18 protein-coding genes and 2 tRNA genes are annotated in these 21,371 nt (G+C 42.5%); 4 read left to right on the top strand and 16 right to left on the bottom strand.

The genetic code is table 11. The features are described 5' to 3' along the window. Positions 1–2: 2 nt before the first annotated feature. The 3 genes from G511_RS0100115 to ubiM form a co-directional block, all read right to left on the bottom strand. Positions 3–1,244, bottom strand: coding sequence for an EAL and HDOD domain-containing protein (locus tag G511_RS0100115; RefSeq protein ID WP_028467791.1), 1,242 nt, complete (start codon positions 1,242–1,244; stop codon positions 3–5). Between the two features lie 88 nt (positions 1,245–1,332). After that, positions 1,333–2,520: an EAL domain-containing response regulator gene (locus tag G511_RS0100110; protein ID WP_051221339.1), complete on the bottom strand. Its 1,188-nt coding sequence runs from the start codon at positions 2,518–2,520 to the stop codon at positions 1,333–1,335. Between the two features lie 153 nt (positions 2,521–2,673). Beyond that, on the bottom strand, positions 2,674–4,011 hold the full coding sequence (gene ubiM, locus G511_RS21410; protein ID WP_156905123.1) for a 5-demethoxyubiquinol-8 5-hydroxylase UbiM: 1,338 nt from the start codon (positions 4,009–4,011) through the stop codon (positions 2,674–2,676). 184 nt (positions 4,012–4,195) lie between these two features. Between ubiM and G511_RS0100100 the strand changes: the two genes are divergently transcribed. Next, the gene (locus G511_RS0100100) at positions 4,196–4,420 is read left to right on the top strand and encodes a hypothetical protein (RefSeq protein WP_028467789.1); all 225 of its coding nucleotides are present in this window, start codon (positions 4,196–4,198) and stop codon (positions 4,418–4,420) included. 79 nt (positions 4,421–4,499) lie between these two features. On the opposite strand, the gene G511_RS0100095 is transcribed toward G511_RS0100100, so the two are convergent. The 6 genes from G511_RS0100095 to nosR all read right to left on the bottom strand — a co-directional run bounded on the left by G511_RS0100095 (position 4,500) and on the right by nosR (position 12,274). After that, positions 4,500–5,003 (bottom strand): nitrous oxide reductase accessory protein NosL, encoded by a 504-nt coding sequence (locus tag G511_RS0100095; RefSeq protein WP_245573787.1) that lies wholly within the window; start codon positions 5,001–5,003, stop codon positions 4,500–4,502. Further along, positions 5,000–5,827, bottom strand: a complete 828-nt coding sequence (locus G511_RS0100090; RefSeq protein WP_028467787.1) for an ABC transporter permease subunit — start codon at positions 5,825–5,827, stop codon at positions 5,000–5,002. The genes G511_RS0100095 and G511_RS0100090 overlap by 4 nt, the downstream gene beginning before the upstream one ends. Continuing rightward, positions 5,824–6,741: an ABC transporter ATP-binding protein gene (locus G511_RS0100085; protein ID WP_028467786.1), complete on the bottom strand. Its 918-nt coding sequence runs from the start codon at positions 6,739–6,741 to the stop codon at positions 5,824–5,826. Before G511_RS0100085 ends, G511_RS0100090 begins: the two co-directional genes overlap by 4 nt. Further along, complete coding sequence (locus tag G511_RS21405) at positions 6,725–8,065, bottom strand: nitrous oxide reductase family maturation protein NosD (protein WP_211224837.1); 1,341 nt, start codon at positions 8,063–8,065, stop codon at positions 6,725–6,727. The genes G511_RS0100085 and G511_RS21405 overlap by 17 nt, the downstream gene beginning before the upstream one ends. 100 nt (positions 8,066–8,165) lie before the next feature. Continuing rightward, on the bottom strand, positions 8,166–10,067 hold the full coding sequence (gene nosZ, locus G511_RS0100075; RefSeq protein ID WP_028467785.1) for a TAT-dependent nitrous-oxide reductase: 1,902 nt from the start codon (positions 10,065–10,067) through the stop codon (positions 8,166–8,168). A gap of 47 nt (positions 10,068–10,114) precedes the next feature. Next, on the bottom strand, positions 10,115–12,274 hold the full coding sequence (gene nosR, locus G511_RS0100070; protein WP_028467784.1) for a transcriptional regulator NosR: 2,160 nt from the start codon (positions 12,272–12,274) through the stop codon (positions 10,115–10,117). Between the two features lie 184 nt (positions 12,275–12,458). Between nosR and G511_RS0100065 the strand changes: the two genes are divergently transcribed. Beyond that, entirely contained in the window at positions 12,459–14,129 is a 1,671-nt protein-coding gene (locus G511_RS0100065; RefSeq protein WP_169565698.1) for a sensor domain-containing protein, read from the top strand. A 56-nt stretch (positions 14,130–14,185) separates the two neighbouring features. Here G511_RS0100065 and G511_RS0100060 read toward each other — a convergent pair whose 3' ends face one another. From G511_RS0100060 to G511_RS0100040, 4 genes are all read right to left on the bottom strand, one after another. After that, positions 14,186–14,683 (bottom strand): MOSC domain-containing protein, encoded by a 498-nt coding sequence (locus tag G511_RS0100060; protein ID WP_028467782.1) that lies wholly within the window; start codon positions 14,681–14,683, stop codon positions 14,186–14,188. Between the two features lie 4 nt (positions 14,684–14,687). Then, positions 14,688–15,065, bottom strand: a complete 378-nt coding sequence (locus G511_RS0100055) for a methionine-R-sulfoxide reductase (protein ID WP_028467781.1) — start codon at positions 15,063–15,065, stop codon at positions 14,688–14,690. A gap of 129 nt (positions 15,066–15,194) precedes the next feature. Then, on the bottom strand, positions 15,195–17,063 hold the full coding sequence (locus tag G511_RS0100050) for an Lnb N-terminal periplasmic domain-containing protein (protein ID WP_028467780.1): 1,869 nt from the start codon (positions 17,061–17,063) through the stop codon (positions 15,195–15,197). Between the two features lie 82 nt (positions 17,064–17,145). After that, complete coding sequence (locus tag G511_RS0100040) at positions 17,146–17,652, bottom strand: DUF3015 family protein (protein ID WP_028467779.1); 507 nt, start codon at positions 17,650–17,652, stop codon at positions 17,146–17,148. A gap of 935 nt (positions 17,653–18,587) precedes the next feature. Here G511_RS0100040 and G511_RS0100025 point away from each other — a divergent pair. Next, on the top strand, positions 18,588–19,883 hold the full coding sequence (locus tag G511_RS0100025) for an acetyl-CoA hydrolase/transferase family protein (RefSeq protein WP_028467778.1): 1,296 nt from the start codon (positions 18,588–18,590) through the stop codon (positions 19,881–19,883). A 75-nt stretch (positions 19,884–19,958) separates the two neighbouring features. Here G511_RS0100025 and G511_RS0100020 read toward each other — a convergent pair. Next, positions 19,959–20,034, bottom strand: a tRNA-Thr gene (locus tag G511_RS0100020). A 113-nt stretch (positions 20,035–20,147) separates the two neighbouring features. Next, positions 20,148–20,224, bottom strand: a tRNA-Arg gene (locus G511_RS0100015). 381 nt (positions 20,225–20,605) lie between these two features. On the opposite strand from G511_RS0100015, the gene G511_RS0100010 reads away from it, so the two are divergent. Continuing rightward, a complete protein-coding gene (locus G511_RS0100010; RefSeq protein WP_425411377.1) occupies positions 20,606–21,031 on the top strand; it encodes a c-type cytochrome in 426 nt (141 codons plus the stop codon). Between the two features lie 19 nt (positions 21,032–21,050). Here G511_RS0100010 and G511_RS21400 read toward each other — a convergent pair. After that, a partial coding sequence (locus G511_RS21400) for an integrase core domain-containing protein (protein WP_036550769.1) occupies positions 21,051–21,371 on the bottom strand: 321 nt, incomplete at its 5' end.

Raw genomic sequence — 21,371 nt, 5'->3', positions numbered from 1 at the left:
ACTTAACTTAGCAATGCATTCATAACTTGCTCCGACCACTTTAAACTATGTCGATATGCCACCTCATACAAAGGGCGATCAACACTGCCACTGAGCTGTTCAAACTGCCCTCGCTCATATTTCTCAACATCTTTTAAGGTTTCGCCCATAGGACCTGATAAATGCAAGAGTGCATCTTTAAGCTCATGGCTAAGAGGCACTTCATTTAAAAGCTCTTTCATATCAATATCAAACAGTGCATCCAATTGAGAAAGCAAGCCTACAATAAAGTAGTTCATACTATGAGCGTTACCCATCAGCTCAGCTAATAATTCACACATTCGTCCACGTATCAACATGTTACGCGTTAACTGATTTGGCTTGCCATCCTGCGCTGTGGTTAAAAAAAGCATAATCCAGCGCCGAATTTGCTCCATTCCTAGTAAGGTAATTGCATGCGATAGAGAGTTAATTTCACGAGGTACATGAAAGGCAGCTGAGTTCACAACTTTGAGAATTTTATAGGTAAGTGCTGGATCGTTAATAGCAATCCCTTCAAGCGAAGTGCCTGTCGCACTGTCCTGTTCCAGTTCACCTAGTAATTGTAATAACAGCACTTTGTTACTACTAATTTTTTTCCCTTTAACAGGCATTGGGTGGCTCAGAAAATATCCCTGATACAAAGAGAACCCCATTTCCAAGCATTGGCGAAACTCATCTTTTGTTTCTACTTTATCTGCTAACAAATCGAGCTGATGAGGTCTTAGTTTATGAATGATATTTGGAAGTTCAGATAATCCCAACCGTTGAATATCGAGTTTAAGCACATGAATGACATTTAATAAACGATCAAATTTAGGATCGTGAGGATCATAGTCAGCAAGTACAATTCGATAGCCTTTTTGTGCACACTCTTTCACTTTAGCGATAAATTCAGGCGTAATGTCAGAACGGCCAAGAATTTCTAAGGAAAATAACGAGGGAGGAAGCTCAGGCAAACTATTATTAAGTAACACCTTGTCGGTAATCTTAAGATAACAAGGCAGTCTTTTGCTGCCCCCATCCGCCACTATATTAGCGTAGGTATTCATTACCACATCAAAAGTGGCAATATCATCCTTGATGACCTCTAAGTTACCCGCTTCCTGGCCACGAAAAAGCAACTCAAAAGCAACTACATCCTGACTTTTCGAAAAAATAGGCTGACGCGCCATCAAGACACTCAGTTGATCTTCGCTCTCAAGGGTAGATGCAAGTTTTGACACAAAACGCTCCGACTACAAATATAGGGGTAAAAAATCTGAGATAATATTAACATCCAACCTTAATAATACGTCAAATTTCATGGTATTTTCAGTCAGTCATTTTATCCCAGTCAGCTAACCATTCTTCAAGTTTATCTACACTCATCGGTTTTGCGATAAAGTATCCTTGAAAACTATCACAACCTGAATGGCAAACCATCTGCCAATGCTCTAATGTCTCCACGCCTTCTAAGACCACTCGTAGACCTAAACGGTTAGCCATACCTATCATCGAATCAAGTACTGGCCTTTCACTTTCAGAGGCAGCTGCACTTTGTACAAAGGAGCGGTCAATTTTCACTTCATTAAAAGGCAGACTTTGCAGCCTCTCTATAGAAGAATAACCCGTGCCAAAATCATCAATAGATAAGTTAATTCCATACATTGAAAGGCGACTCAGCACCTCAAGAGCCCTGATACGATCTTCATTCAAACAAGACTCTGTTATTTCAAGCGTTAGCAGCTTAGGTTTAACACCATATTTTTTTATCTGCTCAAGAATAAACTCAGGGAGTTCTAAGTCATTTAATAATAATGCAGAGATATTGATCGCAATTCGGTAACAATGGCCTTGCTGATGCCACAGCTCCCACTGCTTAAACACTGAAACAATTTGATCTTTTGTCAAACGAAGAATCAAATTATGCTGCTCCATCAAAGAAATAAAATCATTAGGGAAAATCAAACTTCTTTTAGGATGCTGCAATCTTGCAAGCGCTTCAAAACCAACAACATTACGCGTCATGGCGCATACTTGCGGTTGATAGTAACACTCAAAGTAGCCTTCTTCTAAGGCGTTAACCAACTCGGGTACCGTCAACTTTTCTTTGGCACTAGGTTGAGGTTTGGCTTCACCATGACTGCCAATACTGCGTAATAACTGAATGACTGACTGGGGGGATATAGGCTTAATAATAGTGCCTAAGAGTTTCAAATGATGGTTACGCGCTAAATGCTCTACTGACTTAAGTACCCGATGGGATACTGAGCTAACAATGACAATATAGCCTTGAAAATCCCTCTCTGATAACATCCGTAAAAACGCTACGCCATCAATATCTGGCAAATTAAGATCACAGAAAATAACATCAATTGAGGCAGATTTTTTTTCTAGCAATACAAGTGCATCGGCTACGTTGTTAGCAACTAGCGCTTGTGCAGCTCCTAACTCATCCATAACGATAGTTTCAAGCAACCCAGTAATTGCCTTGCTATCATCAAGGATTAAGCATCTCATCTTCCGAATATCCATATAAATCCATTCTTCATTCTAACTAGAATAGATTTAGTATAGCGAAACTTAGGAGCGAGATACTATAGAAGCCTCCAAACAAAGACTTATATTTTATAAGTCTTTTCGTGATTAATCACAAACCTTTACAATAACCGTCTACAGAAAACCGATTCGTTTTAATGGATTCATTTTTTCGGGTATTCGTTTACTTACTACCTGCGCAGCCTGTTTAATAGGTCCTCTTAAAGGGAACCTAGGCAAAGGAAGCCCTGGTAAGCGCTGCACCATTTCTTTTAATCCCGAGGGCTGTTCTAACTCACTTTCTGTTAATGATTCAGTAATGAGGCGTTTAACCGGCGTTATATTATTCGCCAAACGAAGTGTGACCTTTCTTGCTAACTTAGCTGCAACACTCTCATGCGTGAATAACCCCACTACGATATTGGTTCCATGATACAACACACGAGAGATACGCATATGTGTCGACTCATAGACCTTCAACACCTCTTCGCTACCTATATCTCTACCTTCAGTTATTGCACTTTCAATCGCTTTAGCCAACGTCGCCTGACCACGTAACCCTAAATTAAAGCCATGCGCTGTCACCGGATGCATGCCAACAGCAGCATCGCCGATTAGGGCGAACCTTCTGGCGACGAATTGGTTAGCATGCACGGCCACCAAAGGGTAAACATGGCGTTTACCCAGCAAGGTCATCTCACCAAGCATACCTTGAAGTTGCTTCTCTATATTGCGGTTAAATTCTTCTTCACTCATCTCCGTATACTGATGAGCATCGCGGCTATTCACTGTTATAACAACCGACGAACGCTTTCCTTGCATGGGCAACACAGCCGTTGTACGGCCATAATGAAAACACTCTAGTGCCGTTTGCTGGTGTGAGCGGCTATGCTCCATGCGACAAACAATAGCGGTACGTGAAAAATCCTTTAAAGTCGCTGAAACACCCATTTTTCTTCGCATTTCAGAAAAACGAGTATCTGCTGCCGCAATCAGATTAGCGGTTATAACCTCGCCAGAGGTCAAAGTCACATAGCCGCGCTCTGCATCGGTAGAAACGTTTTCTACAACACTTTCAGTACGAATTTCAATATTCGCTTGGCTAGAAACAACTTCGTAAAATGCTTTACGAATCAGATGATTTGGTACCAGATACCCTAGCGCCTCAAGGTCAGCACTCTCACGATCAAAATCAAGGCTGTAACTGGACTCTCCATCGAAAACTTTAGCGCCTTCAATAGGAGAAGCACCGTCCTCCGGCAGGCGCTGCCATGCCCCAGATTCCTTCATCAAATTTACTGACAAGTGCGTCAAAGCAATTTCGCGACCGTCTTCAGGTGGCTCGACAAGGGTTGTTTGTGATGAGCGCTCTAATATGAGCACTTTTAAGGGCAGCCTTCCTAACGAGCGCGCAAAGCTCAAACCTGCTGGGCCAGCACCAATTATCAGAATATCAAAATGCTCACTCACCATGCTGATCTCCACTACAATGCACTATAAAATTAGACTCTCAATCCTACACATCCTGTGTACTTTTTCTTCGACACAAATCAATGAAAGCAACGCGGTGAACTCGTACTGTGTTTTCATCTCGATTATTGACAGATAGCCAGGAATAAAGCACCCTCCATTGCTACGTAATCAAGAGGATATTTTTATGGCTAAACAAGGCAGCACAGGTAATGTAATAGCCGCTTTGTGCAACATTTTTATTCCGGGGCTAGGGCACTTAGTACAAGGACGTTTGCTTGCTGCATTTTTCTTTTTTATTAGCACCGCAGTAGGTTACGCGATGTATTTTTTGATATTCCCTGCCATCATTGCAGTGATCATCCATTTAATTAGCATCATCAGTGCGGCACGTTATAAGCCTCCGCAATAATGCTATGGCTTGTGTAATAACATTCACGTTAAACATTACACAAGCCACATAAACTGTCTTTATCTAGCTACTCTGAAACTCAAATAATATCTAATGTCAGCTCTTCAAAACGCTTAAGCTCACCACCAAACTCTTTTGCAAACGCTTCAGCACTTTCTTTGGTTTTAAAACTCCCTAATGTTGGCCCCATAGCTCCTTTTTTAGACGAACCAATCACAAACCATGCTTTACGACCATCAATGTAAGTCTCTTCACTTGGTTCATCCCATGGGTTTACAGCCATATCATGAACAAACACGGATTGAATATTGTGTTTGTGTTCAGGATCAAGCGCGTAAGCAAACATGTCGCGGGTGGAGCAAAACTTCATATCCTGCTTAATACTGCGCTCATATACTTGCCCTTTAGGGCCAGGAAAGCGTGTGATCAACATGCCACATAGGTGACACTCATCAGCACTTTCAAGTGCCATTGCCTTCTGTGCCATCACTTTAGCAGTTGAATCTTCATTGCATCCTGTTAAGCCTATTACAGCAATCAACAGAACTGCTATAGACAAACGCATATGGGTAAAAGTATTCACAATGCTCTCCTATTAAATAATGCCAGTGCCAACACGACAGGTAGCGATAGCCAAACTAGCAAGCTCACTAATAATGCAGTCGTAGACAAACGCACATGCTCGGCGATTGCCATCAAGCCACTTAACTGCTGATCAGCAAAGTAAGTGATATTGACCAAACGAAAGATATCGGTTGGATTCAACAGTAATAAGTACGGAAAAAGGTCGGCATCAACATCGCCTTGAGTGCCTACTAGTACCCCTAAAAGCCCCAAGTCGAAAACCAGCACGAATAAAAACCAAACAATTAACGCCAGACCTGCCGCTTTAGATTTTTCAGTCACACTGACACTAATTACATAAGCGAAAGCGATAAAAATCCAACCTAACAAAACAGCAGATAAAATAAATAAGCTAAAGGGAATCGCTAACTCCGACCAACTAATATCAGGCGCAAACAGCCCCATGATTAAAGCAGCCGAACCAAAACCCACTAGAGTAGAAAACGCCATAATGACACCATGGCCTAACATCTTCCCACACAGTAACTGCCAGCGAGATAATGGATAAGTGAGCAACAATAGCAAAGTACCGCTTTCATCTTCTCCAACAATACCGTCATAAGCCAACATCAATGCAATCAATGGAATGATGAACACCGCTAAGCTAGCCAAGCTGATGATGGTTGTGGATAAAGAAGTAAATCCTACCTGCCCGGCTGCTGCTGACCCAAAATAAGCGAGACCGGTAGCCATCACTGCAAATATTATTGCAATTGAAAGCACCCAACGGTTACGTAGACCATCACGAAACTCTTTTGCGGCAACTGTTACAATGGGGTTCATAAAACACCCTCCATCTCATGACCAACACAGGTGCGTGTATAGTGGGTATAAAGATCCTCAAGTGACGGTAAATGAAGATCAATATCCGTCACACCCGCTTGCGCTAGCATATGTTGCATAACTGGCATTTTCTCCTGTAAAGAGAGATGCATACTGACACCATCTTCCAATACTGTTGCGCGTGACTGAATACTCTCAGGGACCTGTAATCCAGACCCTTTAACATTCAATACCAGTGGTAACTCTGCTTGTTGTCGCAAGTCATTCAAACTACCTTGCGCGAGTACCTTACCTTTTCCCATAATCATTGCACGATCAATATACTTCTCAACACCGGGTAGCACGTGCGAGCACAACACGACCGTACAGCCCTGCTCTTTTAGCTGTCCTATACGGTGATAAAAATCCTGTGTTGCTAGAGGGTCAAGCCCTACTGTTGGCTCATCCAATAACAATAGCTTTGGGTTTCCTAATAACGCCTGAGCTAAACCTAAGCGTTGGCGCATCCCTTTTGAATAAGTTTTAACCCGCCGACCCGCCGCTGCTTTCAAACCCACTTGGTCAAGTAAACGATGGCATTCTGATGTCTGAATACCTTTTAGGCGGGCAAAGTAACGTAGCACTTCTACCCCTGTCAGTTGATCATAAAAGCTGACATTTTCCTGAAGAAAACCTAACTGCTGGCGCTCTTTACGTGACTCGGAAAAAGTAGGGTCTTGTCCAAAAACACGTACAGAACCCGCACTGGCTTTAATGAGTCCAAGAATCAATTTGATAGTCGTGGTTTTGCCCGCCCCATTATGGCCAAACAGTCCCAGTACTTCACCTTCTGGTAATAACAGATCCAGCGGCTCTAATGCCCTTACACTCTGGTAGCGTTTCTCTACGCCCACTAACTCAACTATGTTTGTCATCTATTTTTTCCATCACGGCAGTATCACTCACTGCTGAAGGCGATAACTTTTTGGGTAAGCTCATCAAGGGATGAGTATCAACAACACCCTGTGCTTTGAGCACGGGAAACTGCCTCTGTACCCAACGAATAGTTTCTACTGCAGGACTGTTCAATAACACCTTCGCTGCAGGGAACTTCCACAACAAACGATCAACACCATCTGTTGGCTCATATTGTGTATCACCAATGCCATCGGCATCCATATCCCATCCGAGGTAGTCACTCCAATAATTACCTACCCCTTCGTGAGACCAGTTTTGTGGACGAGTAGCCACATACTTAACTTGTTCTTTATTATTGATGAAAGCATTACGCGTAAAAATGTTATCTTCAGAGCCTGCGGTCAGGTGAACGCCCATATCACTCTCTGCAAAATAGTTACCGCGGATTTTGTTAAATAAAGAGTTATAAATAAACAGGGCTTTACCTTCTGTCATAGAAGGAGCACCTTCTACAAAGCGATTATTTTGAACACCAGACACCCTATTATTTTCTATTGTTGACTGGGTAATAAAATTCATCAGAATGCCGTAATTCGAATCGTTTTCTGAAATATTATCGGTAACAGTAAGGAACTTAGATTGCATTAATGCATACCCTGTACGGGTATTAACGGTACGGTTACCAGAAACTAAGTTGTGATATGAATACATATAATGCACGCCATACCGTAAATCGTGCAGGTAGTTACCTACTAGCTCATTACCATTACTGGTATCGATATAAATACCATCACGGGTATGCCACACTTCGTTAGCTTCCACACGTGCCTTACCGACATTAAACAGGTGGATACCATTACCACGGTCTTGCGAACGAACCTTGAGATTTCCCTCGATACGGTTCGCTTTAATAAGTACTTCTTGAGCGCCATCCACCCATATACCAAATGTATCGCCAAGAAAGTAGTTATTCAGAATTTGTGTATTGGTGGCTTTTTTCTCAACAAAAATACCGGAGTCCATATCCGTTAAATCGTCTCCCCAGTTTGTTATCTCAAGTGTTTCAATACGCACATCAGGTGTTTCAATCACCAAGGTATGGCCCTGACCATTACCATCAATAATGGCACCGGGTTTTCCGGTAAGCGTAAGGCTCTTTTTGATAGTGAAATTACCGCTATAGCGCCCAGCATCGAGTATCAGTTGATCCCCAGCTTGTGAAGTATCAATAGCAGCTTGCAGATCATCAGACGGGGTGATCGTTCGTGTTTGCCCACTGGCAAACGTCACAAAACAAAGCGATACCAGCATCACAGCAATATAATTGCGTAGTAACTTCATTTTGTTACTCCCATCACGATAAATAAAACAACAAAAGCCAGACGTTAAACGGCTGGCTCCTGTTGATATAGCGAGAAAATTAGATTTCCCGCTTGTTGGATTAAGCCTTTTCAACCAACATGCGACCACGCATTTCCATATGTAGTGCATGGCAGAACCAGTTACAGTAGTACCAATGCACGCCAACATCGTTAGCCATAAAGGTAACAGAGGCTGTTTGCTGCGGACTAATCTCCATCTGCACGCCATGGTTTACCATACAGAAACCATGCGATACATCTTCGATCTGATCCAAGTTAGTAATGACGACTGTCACTTCATCACCTTGCTTCACAGTGAACTGATCCATGCCGTAGCTTGGCGCAACTGATGTCATATAAACGCGAACTTTATTACCGTCACGAATAACTTTATTGTCAGTTTCAAGCGTCACGCCGTCTTTCTTAGCCATATCAACAGTCATAGCGAAAGTAGGATCTTTACGGTCATACAGCTTACGAGTTTTCACTTTTGAACGGTGAACCATCATACAGTCATGCGGTTCAGCAAAGGCTGGGCCGTCATGAATCAACACCATCTCATCACCGGAGATATCGATCAGCTGATCGTTCTCTGGATGTAATGGGCCGCATGGCAAGAAACGGTCTTTTGAGAATTTCTGTAGAGAAACCAGATATTGGCCATCCGCATCACGGGTTTCACCCATCGTTGTATGGTTATGACCTGGCTGATAATGAACATCCAACTTCTGCACGATGTAGTTAACTTTTTCACCGTTATAAGCAGCAATTGCTTTGTCGATATTCCACTTACAAATCTGGCTATCGATAAACAAGGTAGTAAAGGCGTTGCCCTTACCGTCGAACGCGGTATGCAATGGCCCAAGTCCTAACTCAACTTCAGCGACTACCGTATCACGCGGTTTAATTTCATCAGCAAACAGTGCATCAAACTTATCTAGCTGGAACACAGTAACTGTTGGCGATAACTTACCATTCGCAACTGCATACTTACCACCTGGCGCGGTATTGATACCATGCGGGTTTTTAGCAACAGGAACATAACGAGTAAGCTCAGAACCTTTACGGCCATCCAACACAGGTACTTTAGAATCGCCTAGCGTCTCGAATTTTCCTGCTTTTACAGCAGCTTCGATGCGCTCGATATTAAAGATAACTAGGTGATCACGCTCATTACGCATTGAACCGGCTAGATCAACTGCACCCTCAGAGTTGTAGCACGTAGAGAACGCATACTTACCGGTGTAATCAGCATCAGTGTTATCTAGGTTACCATCTACGATAATCTGCCAATCAACTTCCATAGTCTCAGCATTCAAGCCATTGAACATGGTGTAGTAACCTTCAATGTCATCCATATTGGTGCCATTGTTAGGGTGTGGCATACGGAATTCAGCGTTAGCGAATACATATTTAGTAAACGGGACTTTCTGTACACGCAAGCCGTGAATCGCTTGGCAGTTAGGTACAGTAGTGATCTTATCCGTTTTCATGATATCAGCACGGATACGAGCAACACGTGTGTTTGCCTTATCGTTGATAAACAGATACTTACCATCATATTGGCCATCAGTCATGGACATATGAGGGTGGTGACAGTCACCGTTCAATGGTGCATTTTCACCTAGAACAGCTTTAGACTCATTGGTAATACCCCAGCCGGTAGCACTATCAACGTTAAAAACGGGGATACGCATAAGCTCACGCATTGAAGGCAAGCCTAAAACACGGACTTCACCCTGATGGCCACCACTCCAAAAACCGTAGTATGTATCAAGCTCACCTGGTCCTACTGTGTGTTTAGTGCCTGAAGAAGCATTAGCTACAGAAGGCATCATTGCTGAACCAAAACCAACACCAGCAGCTCCCACTAAAGCAGCAGAGCCACCTAGGAAAAGACGACGGCTTAGCTTTACATGCTCACTGGCATGACGGTCTTCAGTATCAATCGCTGGTAGATCTTTATCTTTAGGATCAATCATTTATCTTCTCCGAAATCATTATTTTTCGATGTTTATTAATTCATTGATCAGTTTTTCACTGGATCAGTGATGTCTATACTCGGTATCTGGTTTGCAGTCGGTATTGCTTTGTTCGCTTTACGGGCCTTACGTTTTTTAACCACTAATGGAGGACATTTATCAGAGCTGTGGTAAGTCATTTGGCAATCCAAACAGTGGTGGCATTCGTTAGCATTGATAGTACCGTCAGGGTGAATCGCCTGAATCTCACATTCATTCGCACATAGCTTGCAGGGCTGGCCACACTCCTTACGACGATACAGCCAATCAAACAACCTCAGACGTGAAGGAATGGCTAGCGCAGCACCAAGAGGGCAGATATAACGGCAGTACACTTTGCGGGTAAATATAGAAACGAACAGCAAAACACCCGCATAAAGAACGTAGCCCCACTCACGCTGGAACTTCAACATGATGGATGTTTTAAAAGGCTCTATTTCTGCATAACGTTCAGCTTCACTCAGGGATTCCAGCGACACAGCAAACAACAACAGTAAAATGATGTATTTAATGGCCCAAAGACGCTCATGAACGGCGAAGGGAAGCTCGTACTGTTTAATCTTTACAGCGCGCGCTATCTCATTAATCAGCTCCTGTAATGCACCAAACGGGCACAACCAGCCGCAAAATATTCCACGTCCCCAGAGCACTAGTGTCATAGCGACAAAGCCCCAAAGAATAAACAGCATTGGGTCGAGTAAAAACACATCCCACTGGAACTTACCCATAGCAGCATGCACAAAAGTAAAGACATTAACGATAGATAGCTGGCCTAGCGTGTACCACCCGATAAAGAACACGGTATAAGTCAGGAATACATGGCGAATATTACGCAGTAGCCGAGGATAGCGAACCAACCAATCCTGTAGGAAAATGATTATGGTTAGTAGTACTAAGCTGATACTTAGCACGGTAATTTGAAATGCTTTACCTTCCCACACAGACACCCATAACGGTTTAGGTTCTTCTTCAATTACAGGCTCTGGACGCGTGATGTAATTATCCAGCGTCATGTAATCACCAAAAAAGCTCGTAAAGACGCTATCTAACGCACCTACTTGGCGACGCACTAATAACTCAACCTGCCACGGCGTTCCTATATCAAACTCATACTGTGCGCGCACAATGAACAGAGCCATCTCAGAAAAACCTGGAAAACCTTCAATAAAGACATCATTCAGACGGTAAAAATCAGAGTCGTGAAAACTAATAACTTTATCTAATTGCTGTATTTGAAAACGGTCGAAAATTCCGCCACGTACATAGCCATTACCTTTAAAGGAGTAACGCCCTTCACCCATGACAGCAATAACTTGGTCACCGGGTTTAATCTCACCCATTAACCATTTATATTCGCTGTCACCTAGCAAATTACGACCAATAGTCGGAATGTTCACAGGCGCATAAAAAAGGTCTATAAAAGCTTCTTGTTGGTGCTGCCCTTTACCTGAAATATCTTTTTCAGCAGCTGTGCCTTTAAACGCTTCGTTAATATCACCGCGCGTTAATGACAAATGACGAATTGAACCATCACCCGTGAGAGTCATCCAATCAGCTTTTGTGAATACATCAGCATTAATTGTTGAAGGTGGAATTTTCGCTTGCTCAGACATCCCCAGCAGACCTAACTGCTGAGCCACTTTTCGGGCAGCACGCATGACTGTCTCATTAACAACCATAACGGTTACCGTTGCACCCGAGATAGCATCCAAGCTAATAACATCACTATTATTTGCCGCACCCACTTTTACCCTGTCGGTTAACTTCAGAGGTAAGTATTGGGCGGCAAAATCAAACAAGGTATGCTCAGGAATACCCACCAGCAGGATAGGTTCATGATGCTCAAGAACAGTGGATAGCTTAAAGTTACCTTCAGTATCAATTGCCACCAGCATTTCAATAGGCTTACCAGAATAGGCGGCAATATCAACCACATCATCAGATTCAAAAGCATAACCCAACACCTGCTCACCTTGAGTTACTGTACGGATTATTGCAGTACCTTCTGGAATCTGAGTCTTATCACTGATGTTGGTCGCATCAGGAAATGCAGTTCGAATTAACTCCAACTGCTGTTCTTGTGATACCGGAACCATTCCATATGCAGTAGCAGCCATCATGAAAAAAGCCACCAGCGTAACAATCCATCGCTTTATATATCTGTTCATCGAACGTCCTAACCCGTTAATCTGCACATCAGTAGTGCGACATAATGACGCAGGGTATAGAAGCACCGCGCAAAGGGACTTGATCGATATCAAGACACCAATACATAAGAAAAGCCTAATATAAATCAAAGAGTAACGTTTTAAAGATTTCTATTTTTTAACACCGATGGGCTACACTGCTGGTATGAAAAAGAAAGATAGTGTCGGCACTGGCATACATTCAACAAACGACTTGAACGAATTCAATACTGCTTCTGAAATGAGCTCTGTTTTAGAGGCATTAGAAGACCTCATATCAATCGTAGATCACAACTACTGCTATGTTGCTGTAAGTTATGGATATTCCTTATTTTTTGGAATGCAGACCAAAGATATTATTGGTAAAAGTGCTGCGGAGCTTCACGGACAAGAAATATTTAGGCAAGTTATAAAGCCTAACCTTGATCGGGCTTTAGCGGGAGAAGAAGTGCACCTCCAGTTTTGGAGGCATAACCAATGCGGAGAGCTACGATTTCTTGATAGCCGCCATACACTTTATACGGGAAAACTAGTCTCAGGTAGAGGCATAGCCGTAGTCGCAAGAGACATTACCGTTCTAAAGCAGACTCAAGCGGCACTAGAAAAAGAAAAATACTTATTAAGCACCATCATTGATGCGATTCCTGACTTTATCTTCGTTAAAGATAAGTTAGGCGTTTACCAACGCTGTAACAAAAGCTTTGAGGCTTTACTCGATACATCTTCAGAGAAGATCATTGGTAAAACGGACAATGACCTGATGTCCAAGCCCTCAGCAGCATACGTGAAAGCAAGAGATGCTGAAGTTAAAAGCAGCGGCCAAGAACTTAGGTGCGATGAGCCGGTTACCTATAACGATGGGCAACGTCGCTTAGTCGACATGCTAAAACTACCACTACTCAATGATACAGGTGATGTAGAAGGCATTATGGGCATCGGTCATGATGTCACGCGGGAACGAGAAATCGAACACAAGTTACAGCTGGCAGCCCTTGTTTTTGAAACCACATCAGATTGCTGTTTTATTTTATCGAACGTAGGTGAAATATTGTCAGCAAACCTAGCCGCAAAAGAACGTTTTCCTAAAGTCATCACAGGCAAGCGCTTATTAATCACCGAACTTTTTTACTGCTCCAATGTGCCACCCACACTAGAGAAAATTATCCGTTCAGAACTAAGCTGGCATGGCGAGATAACCTCACAAGACCAAGCGCCATTTCTTGCAACCTTAAATGCTGTTTTGGATAACGATCAACAAGTCGAAAAATTCGTGATCATTCTAAGAGACAACCGCTTACATAAAGCACGCGAAAGAGAACTATTAACTCAAGCCTATCACGACCACCTTACTGGATTACCTAATCGTCTTCTCTTAAAAACTAAACTGGAAAGCGCCATTATTCGTGCAGAAAGACAACGCCGGCAAATTGCAGTGCTTTTTATCGATCTAGACAACTTTAAACCAGTAAACGATCTACATGGTCACTTTGAAGGCGACAACATACTGATAGCCGTCGCAAAAAGACTGCAAGATAGCATGCGTAAAGTTGATACCTTATCAAGAATGGGAGGGGATGAATTTATAGCGTTGATAGATATTGCAGATAACAGCCAGGCTCAGGTCGTTGCAGAGAAACTAACACGCTGCATAGAACAGCCTTTCGTCCTTAAAGAAGTGAACATAAACCTTTCAGCTAGCATTGGCATTAGCCTTTTCCCCTCAGACTCGAGAATAGCCGAACAGCTATTACAAAATGCTGATGAAGCGATGTATCACGCCAAAAGCACCCCTTTACGCTCTTTCAGTTTTTATGCAGATACCCCTAAACCCGAATAACGTCGTAAGGCGCTGGTATTGAGAAAAATGAAGAACAGCTCCGTATCAGGCTCACACTATAATTTGACCACTTCATCACCCACAGCAATAACTCCTCCCTGAGTAATCTTGGCACAAATACCACCGTGACCAAGCATCGCCGCTACTCCACCTTGACCAAGTGCTTGCTCCATACGTAAACAAGGGTGGCATTGAGCTGTTGCTTCAAACTCTACCTCGCCAATACGAAAACGCTGATGACGAAGCGCCATTAGGTTAATACCAGACACCACCAAATTACGGCGTAATAGACAGGCATCTATAGACTCAAACCCCATCAACTTAGCGACTACTTCCATATGTTCACTGTTGATCAAGGTAACCTGTCGTGCCGAACCCGGAGTACCATTGCATCTTCGATCTCCGGCAAGACCCATTTCAGCAATAGCCTCAACTTGTGATACCTCTTGCATATCCATTTTTCGCTCAGGGCGCAGGCCAATCCAGTCCAAACTCCCCGGCTTAATATTCTTGAGGTGGCGGCTTAATAAACGACCAACTGTATTTACACTCACAACGTTACGCTTTAACAAATTTGATAGAGATAGAATTCACACAATGACGAGTATTTTTATCTGTCATCTGCTCCCCTTCAAAAACATGCCCTAAATGCCCATCACAATTAGCACACACGATCTCTGTACGACGACCATCAGCATCAGATACTCGCTTCACAGCCCCTTTAATTTCATCGTCAAAACTAGGCCAGCCGCATCCAGAAGAAAACTTATCCGTTGAGAGATAAAGCGCTGCATTACACTGTTTGCAAACAAATTTACCGACTTCTGAAAAGTCATTATACTCACCCGTAAAAGGTCTTTCGGTTCCCTTGAGTAAAATCACCCGCTGCTCTTCTGAATCAAGTGGGTTCAACGGCATACCTTTTGAGGTACTCATAAGCAAAGCTCCTATTTATCAGCTGATAGAGCGCTTGTTGCTCCATCAACTTAAGAGCATACCCTATGTTTATTCAACTGTATTTACTCTCTATCTAACAGTCTGATACACCGTTATTTGTTTTAGTTCTTAAAAATAAAAGCCAAACTTCATTGAAACTTCTTCTGCTTGATCGTTTGTGTAAAACAATCTTACATCTGAATTTTTGGATATTCTTTCGCGTATTTCAACACCGTATTTATACTGAGTTTTAGCATCCCTATCAATGGGCTTTAACGACTCTACAAAAACACTCGCATTAAAGTCCTTGCTTACAGAAATATTTGAAAACACTCTAGAGACAACACCTATATTACCGCTTCTCCTTACATTATCTTGTAAAAATCCACCTAAATACCCACCAAACAAAAACTCTGAGGATATTCTTTTTGAATAACCATAATAGGCTTTCGCTTTCAGCGTCAAACAATCCTGACAACTAAGATCTAAAGGTTCCAACAACGCCTGTATACGCCAGCTATTTCCATTATCACCGGGCAACCCTGTCACTGCTGCATTAACGCTTTCAAGGTTAATTAAAGAGAAACGGCGAAGTTTCAAAGAGTTATATTGGGCCAATACTTCAATACTACCCATAGATAACACGGAGTCTGCTACATGACTTTTATCTGCATCTAACACATCATAATAAGCAGGCCTTAATGCAAAAATATAACCCACTCCATGAACAGAGTTATGGGTTACTCCAACTTGTATTAAGCTAGGCGAGCGCCCTTGGTGTGGAGGAGACGCAACTCTTTCTTTACTCTTACTCTCACCTAAAGGTAATCTATAGCGCTCTAATAGAACTTCTCTATAGAAAGGAGTCACTATATTGTTTGCCCGCTCATCTGGGCTACGAGCAAACTGTAAATAATCAAGCAGTGTATCAACAACCTTATGTTTCGACTCTACTGCTCTATTTTCATACTGTTCAGTAGCAAGTTGCTTATGATCATTAACAATAGTATGAACCAGCGCTTTCTCATTAGAGGACAGCGATAAGTACTTATCGTATAGTTTTGATTGCCGTGAAGGATGGTAAACAACAGCTTTAACCAAAGGCTCATCTTTAACCTTGGCATTATAGATAGCTGTTATAAGTGACTGAGGAATAGTAACAGGTTTTGAATTAATTATTTTTACATCATTAGCAAGCTCAACTAATTCCGCCATGCGATATGCACAATTTTTTTTGAAAAAGAAGTACGTATACTCCTTCTTTAATATTTCCCAAGCATGAGCAGCAATTAAGTTAGCGTCCTCTGAGCTAATGCTCAGCTCATATTCCCACATATCTCTTAGCTCATTATCTCCATAATTATTCTTATGAAAATAATATCCTATTTCACTAAACCCTCCCGTATAACCTCCAAATATTCCCTTATATATATAGGTGACGGGATTTTCCGAATCAGGAACAACGGCTCCATAATTTATAGTTTTATCTAATGAATATGATTTGCCATTTTCAGAGTTGAATTTTAAAAAAGTATGTCCATAAAAAGATGCAGGATTACCCAAGTATCCCGTAACATAAACCACACTGATTGATTTAAATGAACCATTATTAGCCCACTTATGAAATTCAGGGCAATCAACGCTTTTAGGCAGAGAAACGTAACCTCGCAAGCGTTTTTTCAACCATAAATATCTCGCTGGAAACTGGCACTGAGCATGTATATTTCCTTCTGTTTCTTCTGCGTAGAGAGAAGCTATAGTTTCTCTTAGCTCCGATAAAGGATTTTCTTTTCCATTCTCCGACAGATAAAAATCTTTACTATTGATTGCACCCAAAAAACCAGATTCAGATGCAGAATTTAGCTCATAATGAGCCAACTTAATCCACATTGAATCCTTTGCTAAAGCTTTTACGAATGCAGTATCTAGCTTAGATTCAGATGCCTGTACAACAGAAAAAAAGGAGCAGACTAAAATACAAACAATACGTGGCAACATGAAAGAATTCTTGTATGTTCGAAAAACAGAAGAGCTTAATCGCTTCGCTGAATATGACTATTCAGTGAAGCGAAGTAACTAATTAAGCAGAGCAAACCTTAGCAGCAGCACTAACAGAGTCATAGTACGCAGATGCTTTCTCGACATTAGATTGACTAATGTACCCTTCTGATCCTACTTGCTTAGCCATATCAGCACGAACTGCACCGATAACAGTACTTGCTTGGCCTTGCTCGCATTCATAAATATCTAGCATCGCAGCTAAATTTTCACCTGTGCCTTTAGCTGTTTCTTCTACCAAGCCTTTATATGACTCAAGAATAAATTGAGCTGCTTGCATATTTTGTGCTGAACACGTTTCCGGGCTCGCAGTTGCAGAAATAACCGCTGTAGTACCCAGATCCCAAATAACGTTTGAAGACACTGCCGCCCAATGAGTGTTTTCGAATAACGCACCACCAATACCACAATCAGTAAATGGGTTTGGTCCTGTTCCTGGTGCTTTTGCACTATCAGCAAACGCTGAAGGAGCGGAAACTACAACAGTACATGCCAAAGCCACTGCACTAACAATCTTTTTGCTATTCATATTCATATTCATATATGCCCTTCAAGATCCAACTCAAAGCGACGATGCAATATAGCAAACATTATCTGTTGAAATATATAGGGATTTTTATTAAATCCAACCCCAAACTCAAGAATATTAACTATATAACTACAAGAGCTATGGTGAACATAAAATCATTACTAAACAATCATCAAGACACACTGCAAACCGATGTTAAAAGATAAGGAAAATAATGCCCCAGAAAAAATCATACCCTCTATTAACAACCAAAAATCTTTAACTAGCATTAGATTAATAACATCAATTTCCATGTCGATTGCAGCACGGGTAATACCACAACGTTTGTTAAAAAGTAGCCTTCTGCGTGACCGAAACCATCAACATTAACTTCATACAAGCGGGGTCCAAACCATTAGTAGCTGCTGACGGGCCGTATTCTCCTTGAAGGCATCAAAGACAGTGCCTTGTACACCGTTACAAATACCGCTCTATCGCATGTCTGATGACCTTTAATCACAAGCTAGCTAAGGCTTGATCTTCTTTCAGACCAAACTGCCCTAGAATGCCTGAGTACAACAATAAGCCACCACCATTACCATCAAAACCTCACGGATAAGTGAATAGATCTACTTTATTTTGCATCAATGGGTAACCTTCAACAGCATGGTAATAAAACACTCCTTCTGTGTTCGCTTTAGTGACTTGTACGCAAAGTGATTCAAGCTCTGCGTACGAGCGCTCGATTTAACGCTTGGTGCAGGCACCAAGAGTCAAACTCGGGACCTACTGATGACAAGTCAGTTGCTCTTCCAGCTGAGCTATACAGCACTGTGACCATTCGCCTGTAACATCCCTGATAACTATTGAGCCTGCATCGTAACTCAAATGGATTGACTACAGTAAAACGATATAAAGCCAACTATAATACGTGTATCCCCTTAATGGAGTCGAAAATGCCCCCTAAAATTGCCAATAACTCTGAAGATGCGGTTTCATCAATTAAGGATAATGAAGCTATCTGGACGCATAACATGGCAGCAACGCCCACTGTATTGCTTAAAGGCTTAGCTAAACATGCTTTGTCGTGCCGTAACTTAACTTTATTGCAGCTACATACGGAGGGTGATGGCGCAGCATTAATGGTAGCTCCGCAACTACGCGGCCATCTTCGCTGTCGTTGTTATTTTGTCAGTGCTGTAACTCGTAAGGCTGTTCAAAACGGTGATGCAGATTATGTCCCTATACTATTAGCAGAAGTGCCAAAGCTTATTCGTAGCGGAGAACAACGGATAGATACCGCAATTATTCAGGTTAGCCCACCCGATAAGCATGGTAACTGCTCACTGGGTGTGTCGGTTGAGGCTACTCATGCTGCATTAGAGAAAGCCGGTAAAATCATTGCTCATATCAACCCTCAAATGCCGCGCACACACGGGGATGGTCTCATCACTTATAAAAGCTTTCACACTGTGTACGAAGAGTCTGTACCGATAAGCTGCCATGCTCCGGCCTCTCAAAACGATGTTTATAACTCAATCGGGCAAAATGTAGCAGCGCTTGTACAGGACCGTGACTGCATTCAAACGGGTATCGGAGCCATTCCTGATGCCGTACTTGCCTGCTTAGGTGACAGAAAGGATCTGGGGGTTCATACCGAAATGTTTTCAGACGGTATTCTTCCACTTGTTGAAAAAGGAGTGATCACTGGTGCTTATAAAAAAAATCACCCCGGAAAAATTGTCACTAGCTTTGTTATTGGAAGCCAGAAGCTTTATGACTTTGTAGATGATAATTCTACTGTGCAATTCTTAGATACCGAATATGTGAACGACATGCGGAGCATTCAGCGCAACCCTCAAGCAATGTCGATCAATAGCGCCATCCAAGTCGATTTAACCGGTCAGGTTTGTGCAGATTCAATGGGTACAAAAATCTACTCCGGCTTTGGCGGGCAGATAGACTTTGTTCGCGGCGCATCCTTGTCAGAAGGTGGGCGTGGCGTAATCGCCTTACCTTCAACCGCTGCAGGTGGAAGCATATCCCGAATCACTACAACCCTTAGCGCTGGTGCAGGCGTAGTAACAACACGAGCTCATGTACACTATATTGCTACTGAGTACGGAGTCGTCAGCTTACGGGGCCGTAGCTTGCGCGAACGCACGAAGGACTTAATCAATATCGCACACCCCGATTTTCGGGAAGAATTGAACCGAGAAGCCTTTGAAAAATTGCATCTGAGTCTCAACTAAGTAATCACGTAAGAGGTTTTTAGGTGTTTCGGCTACAATTCACTGCCATTTGAACGAGGAAGATATAATAAGAAGTGGTGCCGGCACCAAGAGTCGAACTCGGGACCTACTGATTACAAGTCAGTTGCTCTACCAGCTGAGCTATACCGGCACTGTGACCAACCCCCTATTTTGCCCCTGAAAACTATTAGGCTTGCGCCATTAGCTCGGGTGGATGGGGTAGTAATTCCGAAAGGAATCATGCAATTAGCCACAATATAAAAGTGGTGCGCCAGGAGGGAGTCGAACCCCCGACCAATAGGATCGGAACCTACTACTCTATCCAACTGAGCTACTGGCGCAAGAAACCTTGAAGATTTCAAGGCGATAATAATACGGGGGTATTAGCCTTTTGCCAAGAACTTAGATCGATTAGTAGCTTTTTATATCAACCATTTAGGACTTATTCGTACCTTCATATTTATATATTTCGTATTTCTTCCTTAAACCCACCAAACTTAAATCTTTTCCAATACACACCAATAAATAGCGTTATTTGTCTCTCGATATCGACTAAAACCATAAAAAGCTACAAATTAAAGTCGCTTAAAGCTTGATATAAGCCATAAGGTGCAGAGAAACCCCATTTTCGTGAAGGCCTTTTGCCGGTATAATTCTGACCGAATTAATTATCTTGATGCTTTAGTTATTGCATCTATCGTAACTGTAATGAGGTCACCACTGTGAAATTGACTGCTAAAATTGCTTCTGTTCTAAGTATTCTGGGTTTAAGCGTTGCGCTATCAACTTCGGTTGGTGCTAACACTTCTGATGAAAAAATTGCTGAGCGTATCAAGCCACTTGGTAATGTATGTGTAGAAGGTGATGACTCTTGTGGTGGCGCAGTCGTAGCGGCAGCATCGGGTGGCGCACGTTCTGGTGAAGACGTTTACAACGCTAGCTGTGCAGCGTGCCATTCAATTGGTGTTGCAGGTGCTCCTAAATACGGTACTAGCGACTGGGCTGACCGCGGCGCTAAAGGTATCGATGCGTTATTGAAAACTGCTATCAGCGGCATCAATGCAATGCCTCCACGTGGCACATGTGCTGCATGTTCAGATGACGAGCTGCAAGCTTCTATCCAGTACATGATGGATAGCGCTCAATAAGTATTCTTTGTGTCCCGTCCTAAAATACGTTGACGGTTTTTGATAGAAGCGGTTGCCCTAGGCAGCCGCTTTTTTTATGCACCTCTTCTGGCGTTTTCATGCCAAGGCTCAAGTGCGGCCTCATTTGGTTATAGATAGCGATTGACTCAGCCACCAACACTTTCAATTCAATAAACGTTTTACATCGATACAGTAGAAACTCCTGCTTGAGTATCCCGTTAACTCTCTCTGCCAGTGCATTCTGATAGCAATCATAACCATCTGTCATCGACGGCACCATACCGTTATCCTCCAATGCCTTCTGATAGACTGCTGAACAGTATTGAAGCCCTCTATCCGA

This window comes from Neptunomonas japonica DSM 18939, from assembly GCF_000422765.1.
Lineage (GTDB): Bacteria > Pseudomonadota > Gammaproteobacteria > Pseudomonadales > Balneatricaceae > Neptunomonas > Neptunomonas japonica.
Note: the sequence above shows the minus strand (reverse complement) of the source record. Positions and strands in the feature narration are given on the sequence as shown.

Coding starts and splice junctions, on each gene's coding strand:
- ubiM (WP_156905123.1), bottom strand. CDS start 4,011: ATGGTGAGTGAGCATTTTGATATTCTGATAATTGGTGCTGGCCCAGCA.
- G511_RS21405 (WP_211224837.1), bottom strand. CDS start 8,065: ATGAAGTTACTACGCAATTATATTGCTGTGATGCTGGTATCGCTTTGT.
- G511_RS0100025 (WP_028467778.1), top strand. CDS start 18,588: ATGCCCCCTAAAATTGCCAATAACTCTGAAGATGCGGTTTCATCAATT.
- G511_RS0100090 (WP_028467787.1), bottom strand. CDS start 5,827: ATGAACCCCATTGTAACAGTTGCCGCAAAAGAGTTTCGTGATGGTCTA.
- G511_RS0100100 (WP_028467789.1), top strand. CDS start 4,196: ATGGCTAAACAAGGCAGCACAGGTAATGTAATAGCCGCTTTGTGCAAC.
- G511_RS0100065 (WP_169565698.1), top strand. CDS start 12,459: ATGAAAAAGAAAGATAGTGTCGGCACTGGCATACATTCAACAAACGAC.
- G511_RS0100050 (WP_028467780.1), bottom strand. CDS start 17,063: ATGTTGCCACGTATTGTTTGTATTTTAGTCTGCTCCTTTTTTTCTGTT.
- G511_RS0100055 (WP_028467781.1), bottom strand. CDS start 15,065: ATGAGTACCTCAAAAGGTATGCCGTTGAACCCACTTGATTCAGAAGAG.
- nosR (WP_028467784.1), bottom strand. CDS start 12,274: ATGAACAGATATATAAAGCGATGGATTGTTACGCTGGTGGCTTTTTTC.
- G511_RS0100040 (WP_028467779.1), bottom strand. CDS start 17,652: ATGAATAGCAAAAAGATTGTTAGTGCAGTGGCTTTGGCATGTACTGTT.
- G511_RS0100085 (WP_028467786.1), bottom strand. CDS start 6,741: ATGACAAACATAGTTGAGTTAGTGGGCGTAGAGAAACGCTACCAGAGT.
- nosZ (WP_028467785.1), bottom strand. CDS start 10,067: ATGATTGATCCTAAAGATAAAGATCTACCAGCGATTGATACTGAAGAC.
- G511_RS0100110 (WP_051221339.1), bottom strand. CDS start 2,520: ATGAGATGCTTAATCCTTGATGATAGCAAGGCAATTACTGGGTTGCTT.